This is a genomic window from Danxiaibacter flavus (assembly GCF_041060425.1).
GTDB classification, from domain to species: Bacteria; Bacteroidota; Bacteroidia; order Chitinophagales; family Chitinophagaceae; genus Danxiaibacter; species Danxiaibacter flavus.
Genome location: NZ_JAULBC010000001.1, coordinates 1,305,512 through 1,322,659, shown reverse-complemented (window position 1 = coordinate 1,322,659; position 17,148 = coordinate 1,305,512). Strand labels below are relative to the sequence as shown.

At 40.4% G+C, this 17,148-nt stretch carries 15 protein-coding genes; 1 reads left to right on the top strand and 14 read right to left on the bottom strand.

Going from position 1 to position 17,148, the window contains the following annotated elements; all coding sequences use genetic code 11:
* Nucleotides 1-5 precede the first annotated feature (5 nt).
* From QTN47_RS05085 to QTN47_RS05030, 12 genes are all read right to left on the bottom strand, one after another.
* Nucleotides 6-794: a hypothetical protein gene (locus QTN47_RS05085; protein ID WP_369328244.1), complete on the bottom strand. Its 789-nt coding sequence runs from the start codon at nt 792-794 to the stop codon at nt 6-8.
* A 4-nt stretch (nt 795-798) separates the two neighbouring features.
* Nucleotides 799-4,554: a baseplate J/gp47 family protein gene (locus QTN47_RS05080; RefSeq protein WP_369328243.1), complete on the bottom strand. Its 3,756-nt coding sequence runs from the start codon at nt 4,552-4,554 to the stop codon at nt 799-801.
* Between the two features lie 22 nt (nt 4,555-4,576).
* Nucleotides 4,577-4,990: a GPW/gp25 family protein gene (locus tag QTN47_RS05075; protein ID WP_369328242.1), complete on the bottom strand. Its 414-nt coding sequence runs from the start codon at nt 4,988-4,990 to the stop codon at nt 4,577-4,579.
* Nucleotides 4,991-5,004: 14 nt separating this feature from the next.
* Nucleotides 5,005-5,307: a PAAR domain-containing protein gene (locus tag QTN47_RS05070; RefSeq protein WP_369328241.1), complete on the bottom strand. Its 303-nt coding sequence runs from the start codon at nt 5,305-5,307 to the stop codon at nt 5,005-5,007.
* Nucleotides 5,308-5,750: 443 nt separating this feature from the next.
* Nucleotides 5,751-7,553 carry a type VI secretion system tip protein VgrG gene (gene vgrG, locus QTN47_RS05065; RefSeq protein WP_369328240.1) on the bottom strand — a complete coding sequence of 601 codons (1,803 nt, stop codon included), beginning with the start codon at nt 7,551-7,553 and terminating at the stop codon, nt 5,751-5,753.
* Nucleotides 7,554-7,555: 2 nt separating this feature from the next.
* Nucleotides 7,556-8,221 carry a CIS tube protein gene (locus QTN47_RS05060; protein ID WP_369328239.1) on the bottom strand — a complete coding sequence of 222 codons (666 nt, stop codon included), beginning with the start codon at nt 8,219-8,221 and terminating at the stop codon, nt 7,556-7,558.
* 5 nt (nt 8,222-8,226) lie between these two features.
* A complete protein-coding gene (locus QTN47_RS05055; RefSeq protein ID WP_369328238.1) occupies nt 8,227-8,388 on the bottom strand; it encodes a DUF5908 family protein in 162 nt (53 codons plus the stop codon).
* An 11-nt stretch (nt 8,389-8,399) separates the two neighbouring features.
* Nucleotides 8,400-8,840: a phage tail protein gene (locus QTN47_RS05050; RefSeq protein ID WP_369328237.1), complete on the bottom strand. Its 441-nt coding sequence runs from the start codon at nt 8,838-8,840 to the stop codon at nt 8,400-8,402.
* 127 nt (nt 8,841-8,967) lie between these two features.
* Nucleotides 8,968-9,432, bottom strand: coding sequence for a phage tail protein (locus tag QTN47_RS05045; RefSeq protein WP_369328236.1), 465 nt, complete (start codon nt 9,430-9,432; stop codon nt 8,968-8,970).
* A gap of 50 nt (nt 9,433-9,482) precedes the next feature.
* Nucleotides 9,483-10,994, bottom strand: coding sequence for a phage tail sheath family protein (locus QTN47_RS05040; protein WP_369328235.1), 1,512 nt, complete (start codon nt 10,992-10,994; stop codon nt 9,483-9,485).
* Between the two features lie 22 nt (nt 10,995-11,016).
* Nucleotides 11,017-11,820, bottom strand: coding sequence for a hypothetical protein (locus QTN47_RS05035; protein WP_369328234.1), 804 nt, complete (start codon nt 11,818-11,820; stop codon nt 11,017-11,019).
* 76 nt (nt 11,821-11,896) lie between these two features.
* A complete protein-coding gene (locus tag QTN47_RS05030) occupies nt 11,897-12,466 on the bottom strand; it encodes a Pvc16 family protein (protein WP_369328233.1) in 570 nt (189 codons plus the stop codon).
* 101 nt (nt 12,467-12,567) lie between these two features.
* Here QTN47_RS05030 and QTN47_RS05025 point away from each other — a divergent pair, with 101 nt between their 5' ends.
* On the top strand, nt 12,568-14,970 hold the full coding sequence (locus QTN47_RS05025; protein ID WP_369328232.1) for a glycoside hydrolase family 18 protein: 2,403 nt from the start codon (nt 12,568-12,570) through the stop codon (nt 14,968-14,970).
* A 430-nt stretch (nt 14,971-15,400) separates the two neighbouring features.
* Here QTN47_RS05025 and QTN47_RS05020 read toward each other — a convergent pair whose 3' ends face one another.
* A complete protein-coding gene (locus QTN47_RS05020) occupies nt 15,401-15,802 on the bottom strand; it encodes a type II toxin-antitoxin system HicB family antitoxin (protein ID WP_369328231.1) in 402 nt (133 codons plus the stop codon).
* 39 nt (nt 15,803-15,841) lie between these two features.
* On the bottom strand, nt 15,842-16,024 hold the full coding sequence (locus QTN47_RS05015; protein ID WP_369328230.1) for a type II toxin-antitoxin system HicA family toxin: 183 nt from the start codon (nt 16,022-16,024) through the stop codon (nt 15,842-15,844).
* Between the last annotated feature and the right edge of the window lie 1,124 nt (nt 16,025-17,148).

The window sequence follows — 17,148 nt, the reverse complement described above, 5'->3', positions numbered from 1 at the left end:
AGATGTCAATAAAAATATTCCGCCGGCATAAACAGCTCGTCATCCCACAATTTTCCAATCTTAAAAAAAATAAGCACACCGTCGCCATAGTTACGTCTTGTTTTTAACTGTAACCGGTAGTGGTGCGTACCCGTGCTTTTCCATCTTACAGTTATTTTATTCCAGAAAGAACCATAGTGAGCAGATGTTTTTCTTATGCGGCTTCTTGAGCGGCCAAAAGCACTCAATGCAATTGCGTGTAAAATGGCAAAGCGACCTGTCGTCCTTCTCCCTGTTCGTGCAATCAGTTCAAACGCACTACAATTATCCAGATCAGGAGTAATATAGTGCCATTTACCATCGGCGGGAACACTGTCTTGTATATAAGTACCAACTCTGCCCTGGGCAGCAACAAAACCATTCACATCAACCTTATATTCCTTTTCGCTTTTTTTGCCGACCCCCATATTACCATTGGCATGAAGAAAAAAACTTTGCGCCGCGGCCTCTGTTGCAGATCCTGTAAGCGAAGTAAAGCGCAGGCTCTGATTATCCTGCTCATCTTTATCATCCGCTCCCATGCTAAAGAACGGATTTCTATCGTCCATAGATTTATAAAGGGTCACAAATCTTTTACGCAAAGAAGATGAAAGAACAAGGCCTTCATCATCATCATGCCGAAAACCATCATCCTGCTTGTTGATCATTGAATCAATCAAATACCCGAAATGATTTTCTGAAGGCATTTGCCCATTGCGAAAGAATTTTTTCAAATCATCGCGGTTCAAATTCTTTACCGAGGTTTTGCCAATCATAGCATTATATTTTAACAGTGAAATCAAATGTTTCATCTTGCGACGCAACAACACTTTTTACTTCTTGCTTCTGTTCCGGCGGTTCCATTATCAACAATTCCTTACCCAATACAAGATTGCTGATGCCAGCAACTGCAGCTACTTCGTATACAAAATTCTTTTCTACATTGATCAGATGATTGTCTGCCGAAATAAATACAGCATCAGGCCTTGAAGGAGATATCTGTTCTACCGGTTCGTAAGCAGTATCTTTCAGCTTAACAACGAACTCGCGTACCTTTTCATCATACATTTCATAAAATTGAAGGATTGAAAACTCCGTCACAAATTTTATGTATGACAGTTTTTTTATTGAGTTAATGATATCGGCTACATAAATGGGACTCCCGATTTTTACATCATTTGTTTCATCGTACAACCAGGGTGCTATCATTTGTTTTATATCCTCATTCAATAGCTGAAGCAAATAACCATCACTCGCATTAAGCACCTCCTTATTGAACACCACGGAGCAATTAATTTTCAGCGTTTCATACACCGGATTACCAACATCAACTGTAGCAAAAGAAACCAAAGACTCCTGCAGCATCTTTTTTATTTCGAGCAGTTCAGATAAACTTACCTGGGGCATTACTCCCCTTTCCGCTGTTTTCTTTTTGCGGGGCACAACTACTACTTTAATATCAACAGGATATACTGTTTCAGTTTGCAGTTTATCCGCATCCAGGCATTTAACCATTTGAAGATCCGGGAAGGCCTGTAGTACATGCTGAGCAATATCCAGCACTGATAATGCCCGCTGTTTGTGACGCAGACGCTCACTAACCCTGATATAATATTGCGGCGTAGATTCAGTGGCTCTTCCGCCATGAGATCCATAGAAATCCCATATCTTCTGCACCTGCGGGATCTTCCGTTTAAAATCTTTTATTGTTCCCTTCGGTGCATACAATGCGTTTTGTGCAAGGTTATTTTCCGTTGTTGAGAAGACTGCTTTTACTACGTTCGGAAAAATGCCGCGCAGTTTGTTATTGACTACCGAAAGCGAATTACAGGACGCCCTCAACCAAAACAAACCTGCAGGCAAAATTGTATGATCGTAGATAACATTATCCGGCAACCGTATTTTAAGTATTCCTGTTTTAATGAAGTTTTCAGTTGAATCTGATAATATATCCGAAGGGTTAAAAAGTACCCATTCATTACCATCCAGGTAGCTCCACTCAATAATATCCGGCTGCCACGTGCTATGTTTAAAATTGGTTTCTTCCAGATCAAAGAGCAACGTGATCACTGAGTCGTCAATAACATCCCTCAGTCCTACTAACAAATTGCAGGGATAATCAATTTGCGGCAGAAAGGTGTACTGATGCAATTTGGCAGAAGGATAAATATCCTCATAACCAAAAGGATGAATGTGCGTCAATTCAATATCAAGGTCATCATTGACAGCATCTGACTGGCGCAAGACCTCTCTTTGTTGCTGACTATAACTGACTGTTATGCTTTTAATCACAGGTACATACGGCAAATTGGGAAGAGGTTTTTTCCGGACAAATCTTCTTGAGTTGTGCAGCACAATTTCCGGAAATACAACCTGGTAGGCTTTATGTCCAAAAGGATCCTCAGGCTCAAGCAATTCCAAACGCAAAACGCCTTCGGATCTTATGTTGTTATTCTTTATTTCATTATTCAATAAAGGCTCATTATTAAAACAAACTTTTTTCAGATTAACATCCTTTATTACGGTAGTGGAACTCAAATAATTCCAGCTCCTGCTTTTACTTTCATCGACACAAAAAAGGTCAAATTGTTGTTGTGAAATTGCTGCGGGTTGAAACCATCCTTCGCGGAATGAACTTGCTCCCACTTTAAAAGAATTGTTGCGGATGTTGTTTTCGTAGGCTGCATAGTACGCTTCAAAACCGCCTTCTGTTTTTGGCAGATCAAACCACTCAATGTTTACGGAAAAATCAACCGTGTACTTGTTTAGAATGTTGGTGTTCCTGATATCAAGGTAGCTGCCGGGCACCGGCACAGGACCAAATGGTTGAAAAGGTGCATTTATATTCAGGTCGCCAAGATTGTTCTTCAGTTGTATTGCTGAAGAATCATGCACCTCCACCGCAATTGACACATCCCGGATAACCAGGCTACTAAACAGATGATACCCATTATGCAATGAACGGTTGCTGAGCAGAAAACGAAGCAAAGGCTTTGTTGTTGAATAGTTGTCGCCATGCACGAGCGGATTGTACACATTTAAAGGCGGATCTTCTGCATTCAGCTCCAATGTAACATCAATACTGCCCGATGCTTCATCTGCATTAGCCGCAACAATGCTGATCTTTTTGAACATCACCCATCCTGTATCTCCTGTAGCGTCTATTATAAATGTATTGTTGAGTATTTCATACAAGGCTGTCTGGCTGGCTTGTTCCGTGTCATCGGCAAAACTAGCCACATAGCTTTGAAGGTATTTATGAGATTCTGAAGTCAACGTAAATCTAATGCTAATCTGTCTTGAACCATCCCGCACATACAGCAATGATGATGCGATCATAAAACCAACCGGCGCTTCCTGCATGGTCCGTTCTTCAGCGGGCTTTAAGATCTGATCTTCGCCCAGGACCGGTATTGAAGGCGCCGCCAAAGGATTTGCAGCAAAAGCAGCACTTGTAACAACAGGATAATCACCACAGTAAATGGTGTGTTCCGATAGCGACATTAAAGTACGGTTGGTGGGTTTATGTATATGCTCGTTCACAAAAATGTTCCTGATAGCAACAACAGAAGTTTTTAATACGGATAATTCCTCTTCCGTTTCATACCAGACGGTTTGCTTACCGGGCAACTCACCAAACACCAGCTCCTTACGGGGCAACGAAAAGTTATCCGTATTAACGGCGGCATCAAGCACCAGTAAGACATATTGCAATTCCGGCTTTAAATAATTTATCCCAAGAAGAGAGTTGAAATAAAAGTCCAGGTGTTTTTTTACCAGTTGATTTATGTTAGACTGAAGATGTTTATACAATTCGAGAAATGCAACAAACAAAGCCATATGCGGCTGATACAGATCCCCTATTGACCTCACCTGGCTACTATAAAACTCAATAGCCTTATACAGTTTTCCGAATTCCTGCCTGATCTCCGCAAAAAGCTCATCGAAATACAGAACAGAAGATTGTACCTGTTCTATAATGTCGTCTCCTTTAAAAATAAGTTGATCATTATCTTCTGTTTGCTCCTGGCTGCCTTTTAATTTGATGATGTGAGAGAAGATGTCTGCGGCTTGCCTGTTATACATCAATAACCGCTTATGTGCACCTGTGAATGAGATGGAAAATTCTGCTGACTCAGTCAGGCCAGTGTGGCTATTTTCAGCAAGAGCAAGTTTATCTTTCAGCAGTGACATTAACGATGAGCAATCGTACAACAATTTAAACAGGTTGTTCAATAACATTGTCGCTTCGTTATTCTCACTCACCTGCATAATTTGCTCCTTCAACGAATCATACCTGTTCATCCATTCAGCCAAATCAAATTGAAGCACAAGTGCGGCCAGTACATCTATATCGCTATCAAAAAAACTCTCCCAGGTTCCATCAGGCTTGTGATTAAAATTGTAGTAATTGATCTGCGTTGCAAGTGCGGTGGCAAACTTCAACAGTTCGCCGGTTGTTTTTCCGTCTATTAAAAAGAAGCTATCCGACAACTGCACAGGAAACCTTTCTGCCTGGCTTATGCCATCTGCCATATTGTAGTTCCCCATCATCATACTATTTCATCTCCCCTATGTTTGTACCTTCGTCGAGATAGAAAGGATAGACAATGTTATGTCGTGTATTTGTAATACTGAGCGTATAGTTGATCGAAAGAATAATAACCCCCTCGTCAAAATTTTCATCAATGACCTTTACATCATTAAAAACAACTCGCGGTTCAAAATTCAACAATGCATGACGGATCATATCCTGGGCCTCATTTAAAAAATTCGAATCAGCTTTTTCAAATACAAGTTTTTTGATATAGCAACCAAACTCTGGCTGCATAACCCTTTCACCGGGGATCGTGTCCAGGATGATGCGTATGCTTTCTTCCACATCAAGCATATCTTCTATCATTTGAACGCTGTTATTCATTTTATCAAAAGCAGGAGGAAATCCCCACCCCTTTCCGAGAAACGATTGCATGCTATTTTGTTCCATCATCCACCAATTAAAACGTTAGGACATCCTAAAACTATTGTGCCACCATGAGCTGTTGTATCGCCCATGCGCGCCGCGGGTTTACCACAAATAAGAACAGTAGCAGAACCCTTAACTATTGAATCGGGGGGACCAACACAAACAAGGCTGTCGCCCAACACTGCCGCCGGCAAATTGCCAATCAATACAGTTGGAGCTCCGGGACCTACAATCGGGCCACCAACATGCGGTATTGGAGGAAGTCCCGGTGTTTGCATAGGACATGTATGCATGTCCGTTAGTCTGGCGGCCATCATTCCCATAGAATTTTTTTTAGCTTAAAGCTCAAAGCCCAAAGCTTAAAGCTTAAAGCTTGTGTGTGTTATCGTTTGAGTTTCGACTGTTAATAATATTTTTTCAAGTACGAAGTACGAGGTACGAAGTACGAGGTACGAAGTACTTAATTTTGAATAGGTTTCATTTTTTAACCTGTTTAATTTTGAACAACATATGATTGTCGCGCAGTAGTTCCATCATCGAACCAACTAAGTTTTAAGCTTTGAGCTTTAGGCTTTAAGCTTATTTAATCTTGAACAACATATGATTGTCGCTCAGTAGTTTCATCATCGAACCAACTAAGTTTTAAGCTTTGAGCTTTAGGCTTTAAGCTTATTTAATCTTGAACAACATATGATTGTCGCGCAGTAGTTCCATCATCGGACCAACTAAGTTTTAAGCTTTGGGCTTTAGGCTTTAGGCTTTCAGCCTAATTAATCATCACCATCGCCCCCTTCACCGTTGTCTGACCAGATGCTGAAAGCTCGGCAGTAGCATTACCTTTTGCGGTAAAGCCCACTTGCGCTGTGGCATTAACATTAAGACCTGAAACTTCAGCATCCTGCGTAGCAGATATTGAAACCTTTCCTGTCGCGCTTAGCTCGATGTTTCCTGTAGCTGTCAGTTTTATATCTTTATTACTAGTGATCTCAACTCCAGACGAAGACATTTTTACTGAATTACTATTCTGATCTGTTATTTCAATTGCTTTGCTGTCGTCACTAAAAACAATATTATTTCCTGCCGGTGTTTCAATCTTAATGATCTTTTTTTCGTCGTCAAACGACAATTTCATTTTACTTTTTGTAGTAAGCGATTTGATGTAATTGTTTTCATCCTTTAACTCATTGGGTGATGCTTTTTTACTACCATACAACGAACCAAGGATCACAGGAAATCTCGGATCATTTTCCAAAAATCCTATCACGACTTCATCACCAACTTCAGGGAAAAAACCAGCACCAGCAGCAGCCGTTCCGTAGAAGTTGGAATAGCGGGCCCAGGCACTAACCGGGGATTCGGCGTTGCCCGGAATGCTTACCTGTATTCTGTACAAACTCTGCGGATCTTCAGACAATTTTGATACTGTTGCCACCTGTAAACCTTGTATCCCGGGTAATTGTCCTGCCGCAGACGGATAGGAAAAACCCGGCATTTCATACACGTATTGCTGATCGAGACCAAACTTAACACCGGTTGTCCAGTTGCCGTCTTTAATTTCCTGTGTTACAGCCGACACAAAGGCATTACCGTTAAACTTTTCTCCAACGCCAGCCAGCTCTATCAGGCAGCCTGTTTTCGCTAATGCACTGCCGATAAATTTCACTGAACCTTTTAAAGCCTGCAATCTTAACCGAAGCAAGTGGTTATCAGCCCACGCCTTTATTTCAGCCTGCGTGAGTGGCGTTGCGGAGCTTAAATATGCTTCTCCCTGACCTAGTTGCTCTGAAAGAGACTTTGCAGTTACATTACCCTGACTATTGAGTGCAGGTTCAGATGCAGTAGATTTTATCAGTTCCAGTGTTTTAATATCCCATGCGCTTGCCTGCACAGATGTTGCCTGTTTTTCTGCATTGAGCACGCCTTTAAATTCTATGATCGACTCGCCATAAGCAACTCTAAGAACTGCGTCCGCGGAAAACTTAGGTTTGCCAACTACCACATCAGTTCCATCTAAAAAAATCAGGAAACCATTTATTTCTGCCCGTGATAATATAATGTCCCAATCTGTTGCCAACTTTTGGTAGAACAGCTCTCCTTGTTCAGTGGTACTATCAACCTGAGTGCTTAGCCCATATTGCCCTATGATAGAACTAATGATATCACTGTCAGTTTTCTGTTCATATTGATTGTCCTTGCGGCTCATGGTCATTGCTACTGCCTTATGCTTACACACAAGACGCAACAACAAACCTTCGCCTTCATTTGTTTCCAGGATATGTTTTACAATATAACCCGTAAAAATGCTGTCTTGTGCGTCTTCACCATAACCGGCTTTTATATCTATAACATTCCCGGGGTTAAAAGTTTCTCCATTGGTAAAATCAAAGCCATTTCCATCCGGCTTGGGATCGCCTACAAGTACAATTTCAGCAAACGAAATCCTGTTGATTTCATGCTGAACATAAATAGATACTACCGCAAAGGCTTCATCAATGGCCGACCCATTAACCATAATAACCACGCGAACTAAAGGATCTACAATATTTTGTCCCGGCACCTGTGCAGGCATAATTATTTTTTTAATGGAGGAAAATAGATCTGGTCGCCAGGCTTTATCGCATGAATATTATCCAATCCGTTTGCTTTTGCGACTTCGAGGTAGAACGAGCTGTCGCCATAAATCCTGTATGTCATTAAGGGCAACGTATCACCGCCTTTAACAGTGCGCACATGCGTTAGATCGGCAGACTTATTATTTGCCTGCTGTGCCTTCGTTTTAGGATCAACCGTGGATTTAAACACAATATCAACTGTAGCACGCAACGCTTTACCGTCGGGCCTGAACAGTTGATAATTTGTTTTGAATGAAGTGCATACCCCTTTAAAGATCAGGTTACCCCAGGTAATTTTTACATAAGGCGGACTGTGCATGTTGCCGTTGTATTTATACACAACAGCTTCAAGCATTTGAATATAATCATCCACATCGTCGGCTCCTTCCAATGGAATAACCCCTGTGCCATCGATGATCAGTTTATTTAGTGTTAATGTATCATCGCCAATATCTGAAAAAAACAGTGTTTGTGCAGAGTTCGCCTGCACCTTGGGTTTCCCGTAATTAATTGCAAAGTCCTTTGAGTAGTTCTCCGGATTAACAACTGCATAAATTGTTTTAAGGGGATTACCTGAACACACAGGGCTTTCAAACGATTGCAGTTTTAGTTTTACTAATGCCATAACAATTATCTTTCGTTGGACTGCTCAAGCTTGCGCATAATTTTTTCGATGCATTCTTTCACAATGTCAGCCTTCACACTTGCTAACTGTTCCGCGCCAGCGACGGGCTTTGCGGTTGTTTCTTCAACGGTTACCTTAATAACCAGTTCTCTAATCTCTAACGGCATGGTAAAAACATTTAACTCCTTTCAAAATAGCTGTATGCAAACTCAAGACTTTCAAATACCAGTTCGTTCTCTTTTGCTTTAAGATCAGACACTTTCACTGACACAGGATAAGCATCAAAAAAAGACCATGTAACCAACGGATTCATTTCTTCATCAAGCAGAAGCACATCTATTTTCCTCGTTGAAAATTTAAAATTCCGAACAGCATCGTTTATCCATGTAACAAGAGATGAGCTTTTCAAAAGTCCACGTTTCAAGACAAGGTTATCATACTTAACCCGTTTAGGAATTTTGTATGAGTAATCATTCACACCACCTTCATTAATAGTCTCCATTTCTATACTTACATTAAGGCCGCTTACATCCTGGAAACTGCCTTCATACTCTCCGCCGGCATCCTGAATTTTTACATTGAAACGAAAACTTACCGGAACATCATACGGATAAGCCATGCTTTATTTATTAATGCATATCATGCAGTAATGAGCACATGCAGCTACAGGTTTATTTATCGATCAATTCCTGCAAATGCAAATGTGCTCATCTTTGTACTGCTACACTTCAGTTTATCAATTTTGTTTATGACTTGGCTGCAAGCGTTAGACCTTCATGTGCCAGCTCCATAGTTTCTATGGCGGGCTCATTGGCATCTGCTTTCATATCAGTCACGGTCATTTTTGCAGGGAAGGCATTGGTTAGGTTCCAGGACATAGCAACACCGTTTGCTTCATCCAGCAGGCTGATAACTACAGTAACGCGTTCAAAAGTATTCATCGTTACTTTATTGTACATATCCCATAGTTTCTTATCATCTTTAAAAATACCTTTCTTCAAAGTAACGTTTCCATACTTTTTAAGACCGGGCATTTTAACATTGGTGAATGCCTTGCTGTTACCAACGCGGTATTCTATTACCTGGGTTTCTGATGTAAGTCCCGTAACTTCCTGGAACATGATCTCGTCGCTTCCAATAGTTACCTGGAACTGAAATTTTACAAGGGGCCAAGTGGCGGCTGATTGTTTGGCGCCGTTATCGTCTGCCATAAATTATTTTTTTAAAATTGAATTATTTTGTTTCAGATAATGCAGCTGTTTTATGACTCCTGCTGTTTTTGCTGGAATGTGATGATGATAAATTCTGCAGGGCGAACGATGGCCACGCCAACGTTGATCCGCATAATTCCGTCCAGTATATCTGTTGGCGTCATGGTTGACCCCAGGCCGATCTGGACATTGTAAGCCTGTGCAGGCACAGCACCCGCAAGTGCGCCCTGGTTCCAGAGGTTATACAGAAAGTTATTGATCATGCTGCTGACAGTAACCCATGTGGACACGTTATTTGGTTCAAACACATAGGATCTTGTAGCTAGCTTGAGTGATTGCTCGATCATAATAAGTGTTCTGCGAACGTTCACATATCGCCAATCCTGGCTATTGCCATCAAGTGTTCTTGCACCCCATACCAATGTTCCGATTCCCGGAAACGTTCTGATCACATTAATTGATTTGCCGCCCAAAACATCTACATTAAGGTTCTGCTGCTCTTCGCTCGAAACATTTACCAATGGACTATTTACCATACTCAGCGAAGCATTAGCCGGAGCCTTCCAAACGCCTCTTGAGTTGTCAATAAATGTATATAAACCCGCCATTGCAGCGCTTGGCGGCAACTCATTCAGCCTTGCTCTTATTTCTTCAAGAACTGCTACATAAGTTGGACTTGACGCTTTAAGAGATTGATGATAGTTTGTTTTTGCGGCATCATCTTTCTTATCGTCAGTCAAAGCAACCCATGCTGCAACCACGGCTTTGGCTTTATCTTCAGGCAGCAAGGCGGAAAGATCAACGCTTACGTCAAGGTTTTGAAAATCAATTTCAGAAGCCTGAACAATGGAAGTTTTTAACCAGGGGTAATATGCGGCACCATAATTCAGTTCGTTGATACCAATTTTATCTCTGAACAATTTTATCACATCGTCCATTTTTTCGGAGGGCGATTGATAGGCAACATCAAAAATACCAAAGCGGCTTTGTGTGTTGGCTGCATGTGTCAGTACATTACCATACAGGCTGTAGCAATCCTCAACACTATCCATTGCAATAGCATCAGGTAATACAACTAGTGTAGGTTCAAATTCTTTTTTTAGTATTTCGAAAACATTGGGTTTTGTATCATTACCCATATAATCTTCCAATGCAATTGTGAAACCATCTGGTTTGTCTCCATAAGTACCTATGGACATAACATAGCAATTACTGCCTCCGTTTGCATAAAAAAGACGCATACAATTATAAAAAAGCGCCTTATGACCCGCATTGATGTCGACCGTATACTTCTTTGTATTGATGGTAAAGGTCTCCTGTTTTTTTGTAGGATCAGCCTCAGCTATTTTAAAACGCGGCTTAAATCCACCACCAAAATTTTCAACATACTCAGCGAATGATGTAATGCGCGTAGGCACATGCAGCAAGCTTTTACCGTTACGCTCTGCTTTTTGTGTATAACCCACAAACACGGGCACGGCTGTAGCAACTGCTACAGCAGAACCCGGAAAGGCATTTTTTTCTACAATATATACGCCCGGGGTCATGTATGATGTGGCCATAATTCAATTGTATTTTAAATGATTAAATAATGATTTCTGAATACCGTTCGCGGCTTATCACCGAAAGCTTGGTCACATCCGGTACCGGAAGTGATTGCAAAACGACTTTATACTTCTTCGTCACTTCATCATAATTATCCACCAGCTGAAAACTCTGCGAACACCTGTACGCAAGCTGTATAGGCGCTCGCGACCTGAAACATAGCGCCTGCTTGTTATCGGGTAACACCAACGGCTCTGGTCCTATAAAAAGTTCTTTGCTTTCTTTGTTTATAACAGCAGGTGCGTTAAGCTGTTTAAGATGTGTTGTTACTACCACATACCGCCATATGGTTGCCAGGCTTTTAAACCGTATCTGCAAATCCAGGGGCATACCCGGTTTCAAGCTTATTTCAACTACAGCCATTGGTGCGGCGCCAAACAAATCCGGCAAAAGAAGTTCGGCGGCTGCAATATCCGCGTCACTAACGGAGGTGGCTTTATGTAGCAAATCATTATTATTATAGAAATGCAACACTTGCCGTCCAACCTGAAAATTTTGCAAGCCATCCGTATAGTTCAACAAATACGGATCATTACAATACAGAAAAAACGTAAACAGCAAAGGTTGTTGCAGAAAGGTTTCGCGGGCGTCATCAGCTTGAATAAGCGACTGATCAAAAAGAACTGAAAGGCTATTGGCATAGGTTTTGTACACAACTTGATACCGCTTCATTAAATGAAGTGTTTCTTCATCAGGCTTCACAGTAAACAAAGAGGGCATTGAGCCCGCATAGAAATCATGCTGCCACAAAACATTGAACAATACAGTATAATCCTGCCTCATCCGTTAGATTTAGATCAGTTAATCAGCAAGTAAATTGCCCACACGTTATAACAAGTAAATATGACTCTATAGAGAGTCAGGCATTGGTGTCATTTGAGAGCGATCCGATCTGCGGCCTGTATTCAGTGGTAACAGACGAATCGAAGGTCAGCATGCGCACTTTGTAAATAACAGAAGGCACATACCTGGCTCCTAACATTGCCCAGATATTATTGAGCTTATCAAGACCAGGGCTTTCCATTTCAAAAATGAGCTTATCGATTTCATTGGGTAGCCGAGTGGTATTGTCCTTTGTAAACGTGCCTTTCTGTTGCAGAAAGGAAATTACGAGGGACAATAGTTTTAACCCTTCCGCATAGTTGGCACTTGAGAAATAAGCACCTGCCATTACGTAAAGATTAATATTTAAAGCAGCATTGTTAGATGTACGGTTATTAATACTGTTTGCAGCGAGTCCAGGTCTTATTACTGTTTCCTTCTCAATATTGAGCAGTGTAACAAATATTTTATTCTCTCCCACAATTGCAGGTTTCCCTTCTAAATTAACTATAGGTGAAATAACTACCTTATCCTCGGTAACTCTCAGTTTGGTTCTGAAGAATTCATTTATTTCATCGGTTAGGCATATAAGCGTTTCGGCAATCATTACCTTATAGTTTAGGGTAACTTGTGATGGGAAGGTAAATAATAATATTTATAATTTGCAACTTTTTATTTCAACTTTTTCTTTTTACTTTATCAATTACTATGAAGCCCCAATTGAAATTGCATGCAAAAAAATGCCTGCTGCTTTTCTTACTACTAACCCTGAACAACATCTTCCACGTTGCTTCGGCCGGTTATTATAAAGCGTTTGAAGACTTCCAGGATTCAACAGCAAAAGCTGCTGAAACTGCTGCACAAAAATCGGCACAGGATGCAGCAAAAAAAGCCCAGGGTGCAGAGAAAGAAGTAAAAGGTTTTTTTCAAAATATAGGAGCAGCTTTTCAATTCAGAAAAAATTCACGCGCAAAAGAACAACAGCGGGTAATAGGCATTGTAAATGGCATGGGTATTACAGATTCCATAGCAGCTGTAAATAACAATCTGAAGGTACTTGTCAGCCAACTTTCTACTACAGAAAAACATCATTTTGATACATTGCTCAGTCTTATCTTAAGATCAGCAGATTCGTTGAACAAAATCGCCGGTAAAAAAAACCAACCAGGCCCCACAGGCACACCTGTCCCGAGCATAAAGCCAGACACCACAAGCCCTGCAGAATTGATTGCAGCAAACATTGAGGCGTTAACTGATAAGCTTACGCTTATGCTTGCTGCAAAAAATAACAACCTTACTGAAGACACGCAAAAAGCCAAACAACTACTTGCACTTCGAAAGATAGCAGCAGGCAATGACACGATTACAACTACTACTGATGGTAAATTATTCAAACGATCTAAGCTTTCCATTTATAAGCGCGCAGACGTATACGGATTTTATAACAGCTTCTATAACTTCACGCCGCAGACACTTCCTTTTAACTTACTGAATGGCGTTATTTATGATGCCCTGATACTTGAGGGCAGTACAGGTAATATACGCACCGCAGATGTGAAGCAAACATACCAGGTTACTCAATATACCAAAGAAGCAGGATGTGAATTGTATTACACAATTTTTGGAGACAGATCAACCAGTGTTTTTTTACGAAGCCCGCAGAAAGTTCAGGGTGTTATTGAAAGCATTCTTCACATGCTTAAGACAAATAACATTAATGGTTTGAATATTAACTTCAGATATCTTCAATATAGTGACCAGTATCTCTTTACTGATTTTCTCAGCATGCTTTCGAAATCAGTTAAACTGTTTCGTCCTGCTTTCAAATTGTTCGTCACTGTTCCGCCTACAGATCCAACAAACATTTACAACGTAAAGGCATTAGACAGCATCGCCGATAAATTTGTTGTTGATTTTGCTGTTAATTACGCTACAACACAAGCGCCACTTGCAGCACTCGACGGGAAAGAAAACACCAACTTAACAACTTCTATCTCTTTTTACCTCAATCAGAAAATTCCATCATCAAAACTTATCATAAACATTCCATATAAAGGTGTGCAATGGGCCATGTTTAACAATACAAACAAAGACTCCCTTATACAGTATGTTAGTTATAGTGATGTAAGAACTAAGTATGGCTGGCCGGTTACGTATGATGATGCAACAAATTCAGCGTATATGGATACGCTGTATGAAAAAGCAAACATAACACGGAGAATATGGTTTGATGACGAGTATACGTTACCAAAGAAATATGACTACATACTCGCAAGCGGCGTTAGCGGTATTGGCATTGACTACCTGGGTTACGATAAAAAGTATGGGGAGTTGACTGACCTTCTCGCATACAAAGTGCTTGCTATTGATACCACTGCTTTGCCTGATAGTACGTGGGGTCCCAGACCGTTGACTTACACAGAAAAAATTATAAGAAAACTTTTTCTTTATAGATATATACTTAGCAATCCTTGTGAAGTATGCTTTGAAAATGCAGCCAATGATGCGCAGAAATGGGATTCAATTCCTGTTTACCTGCGCGACCTGAAGATTGATTCGATTGTTGATGCACAGAATTCGATGATTGCGCTGAATAATCTCAGCCTGCCTGAAGGCAAAAAAGTGCCGCTGCTTACTTCCTTCTCTTATATTAATAACGAACTCAACCGACTACTGCTTGTACTTACCATTGTATTTCTTGTATTAAGCATTGGCGCAGCTGTTTTCTATGTGTACAAGATAAGAACGGAAACAGAAAGCTGGAGATACAAAAAAGTTATGGGTGTAGCGCTTACTGCGCTGGTGCTGTTATTCAGCTTCTCCGTGATCACCTGCATATTCACAAATGATTACATTCCGTATTTTGGGGTATCTGCAGCACAAACGCAAAAGATCGCTGTTTATGCAAAAGCTGATTCAACAGCACTGGCATCACTCAGCTCTCCTTTAACACAAACTGTTAGTGCAGGTAAAAATTGTCAGCCGGATGAAGACTGCATTAATATTCCGTTACAAACGTTGATACTTGTACTGGTATTTGGTTCTTTGGTGGGATTGGTTTGTGCGAGGTATTTTATTGCGCCGCTGTTGAAACGGGAGGATGTGCCGTAGGGTTGAACCACGGAGTTTTTTCGCCGCAAAGGCGCTAAGACAGAAAGAAGCACGAAGGTTTGAAACAACGGAGACATAACGGCAGGGAGAAACACTACGTTTTTTGCCACTAAGGCGGTGAGACGGAAAGAAGCTCAAAGGTTTTAAAACCACGGAGGCACAACGGCAGGGAGAAACACTACGTTTTTTTGCCGCTAAGGCGGTAAGACGGGAAGAAGCTCAAAGGTTTTAAAAACCGCGGAGACACGGGGGGTAAGGAGAAATATGAACCTTTTTTTACAACCCTGACCTGCATTAGAATGCATTAGAACTTGAAAAATAGCTACTCAGCTGTTCTAAGTAGCTATGCGCCAAGTATAGTGAGCTATTAAATGGTGTGCCGGTGAGAAGTCATCATATGTTCACCAGCGCGTCAAACAAAAAGTCCCCCCTAAAGCTCTACACTTAAAAGCTCTCTTCCCAACTGATGCAAGGCGGTTTCAATTTTTTTCCGTTGCTTGGGTAATGGCTTTTTTAAGCCAGAAGAATAATGTTGCAATTGCCTCTGATTTATATTTGTTAATCGCTCTAAGCCGGCATTGGAAAAAATTCCTTTGTAATAATTCAGTAAGCTTTCAGTATCAAACTTGAATACAAGCTCGTACTTCCCCTGCAACTCTTTAGGGATGTATTTAATGTTGTTATTTTTGATAAAAAGATTCAAGCTTTTTAACGCAGACTCCTTGGCTTTGTTCGGTGTGTCCCCCATGCCATATATACCGTCAACCTTTTCGCTATAAGCACTAAATGTGCCATCGCCGGCCCGCTCTATAATAACTTTGATTTTTTTCATGACTAATTAGTTATTTAATCTCTTTATTGAAAAGAGGGGTTATTTCAGCCCCATCCTTTTAATTAGTGTTTTTCGTAAACCCTCACCCATTTCCTTTGATCCGTGATAAGGAATCACTTCCACTTTCCCGTCCTTTTCGTAAATGTAGTGACTTGTTCCTTCGCATCTTAAAAGCCGCCATCCATTCTTTCTAACCATTTTGTGGAACTGTTTTGACTTCATGTGAAAGAGCTTTTCGTTTTTTTCCGAAAAGGCTAAGGTAGTAATTTTACTACCAAATATAAAATCTATTTTTAACAGGCATGAATATTTTATAACACGACAACAGCTAAATGCTTATTCTAAGGTGCCGATGCCGGAAGTTGAGTTTGTGTTTCTGGTGATGATCCTTTATTCGTGAAATCCTACTAGTGTTTTAGTGCTCAGTAATGAGGAGCTATTCCATCTATACTTTATTGTTCACTGATCTGTACTATTAACTAACAGCTTGTATGTCTCTCGCGATGTTTTCGGAACATTTGTGATGTAAACCGGCTTAATTTAGTCGACTTTATTTCCGGCTAATTTGTAACTTTTTTAGCCTTGTCCTCTAATGACCTTGGAATGTTGGATTGAGACTTACACTTTATAAGGAAGCAGTGCACCTTTCTGCACGATATATATCAACTGTTGATGATTGGGACAAACAAGATGATTGCCCCAATTCATCCTAAGCTCAAACCGATTGTTTAAAAAACAGGAGATTTAACTGAAGCTATTGATTTTGAAATTAAACTTCTTTTGAAAAAAGTAGTTGACATTATTTCCGTTCCAGACATAAAAAATAAATCAAATGATCTTCTTGTAAAATGCCTGTCATTCCCTAATAATTTAAATCACTTCGATTGTCTCAAATTTAAGCTGCTACATCCCTGGCGATGTTAGTCTATATTTTTTTATCAACGCTTTAATCGTTCTGTGTTCCCCCTATTAAGATGTTGTAAATTTTTTTGTCGTGATTTATTACACTAAGACTTCTGATAATCCGAATAATTTTATTTGACTGATATAGCATAAAACGATTGCGCACATTTCTAAGTTGAATTAACCTTTACTGGAAAGGAAAGTTGTGATCTACGTAATGCAAGGCATTTTGTGCCAAAAGAATCAGCTACAAGAGGATAGGCTAGATGAAACATGTTTTAAAAATATACCTACGGAGAACAGAGAGAAGTAAGCGGGCATTTCCAAAATTATTGGGCCGCAAAAAATGTTTACAAACAATCGTTTTCAACTGATTACAGTGCAAATGGAGTCCAGGGTGGGCGATTGTCAATTTAGAATATATGCAAATAATAGCGCTTTTG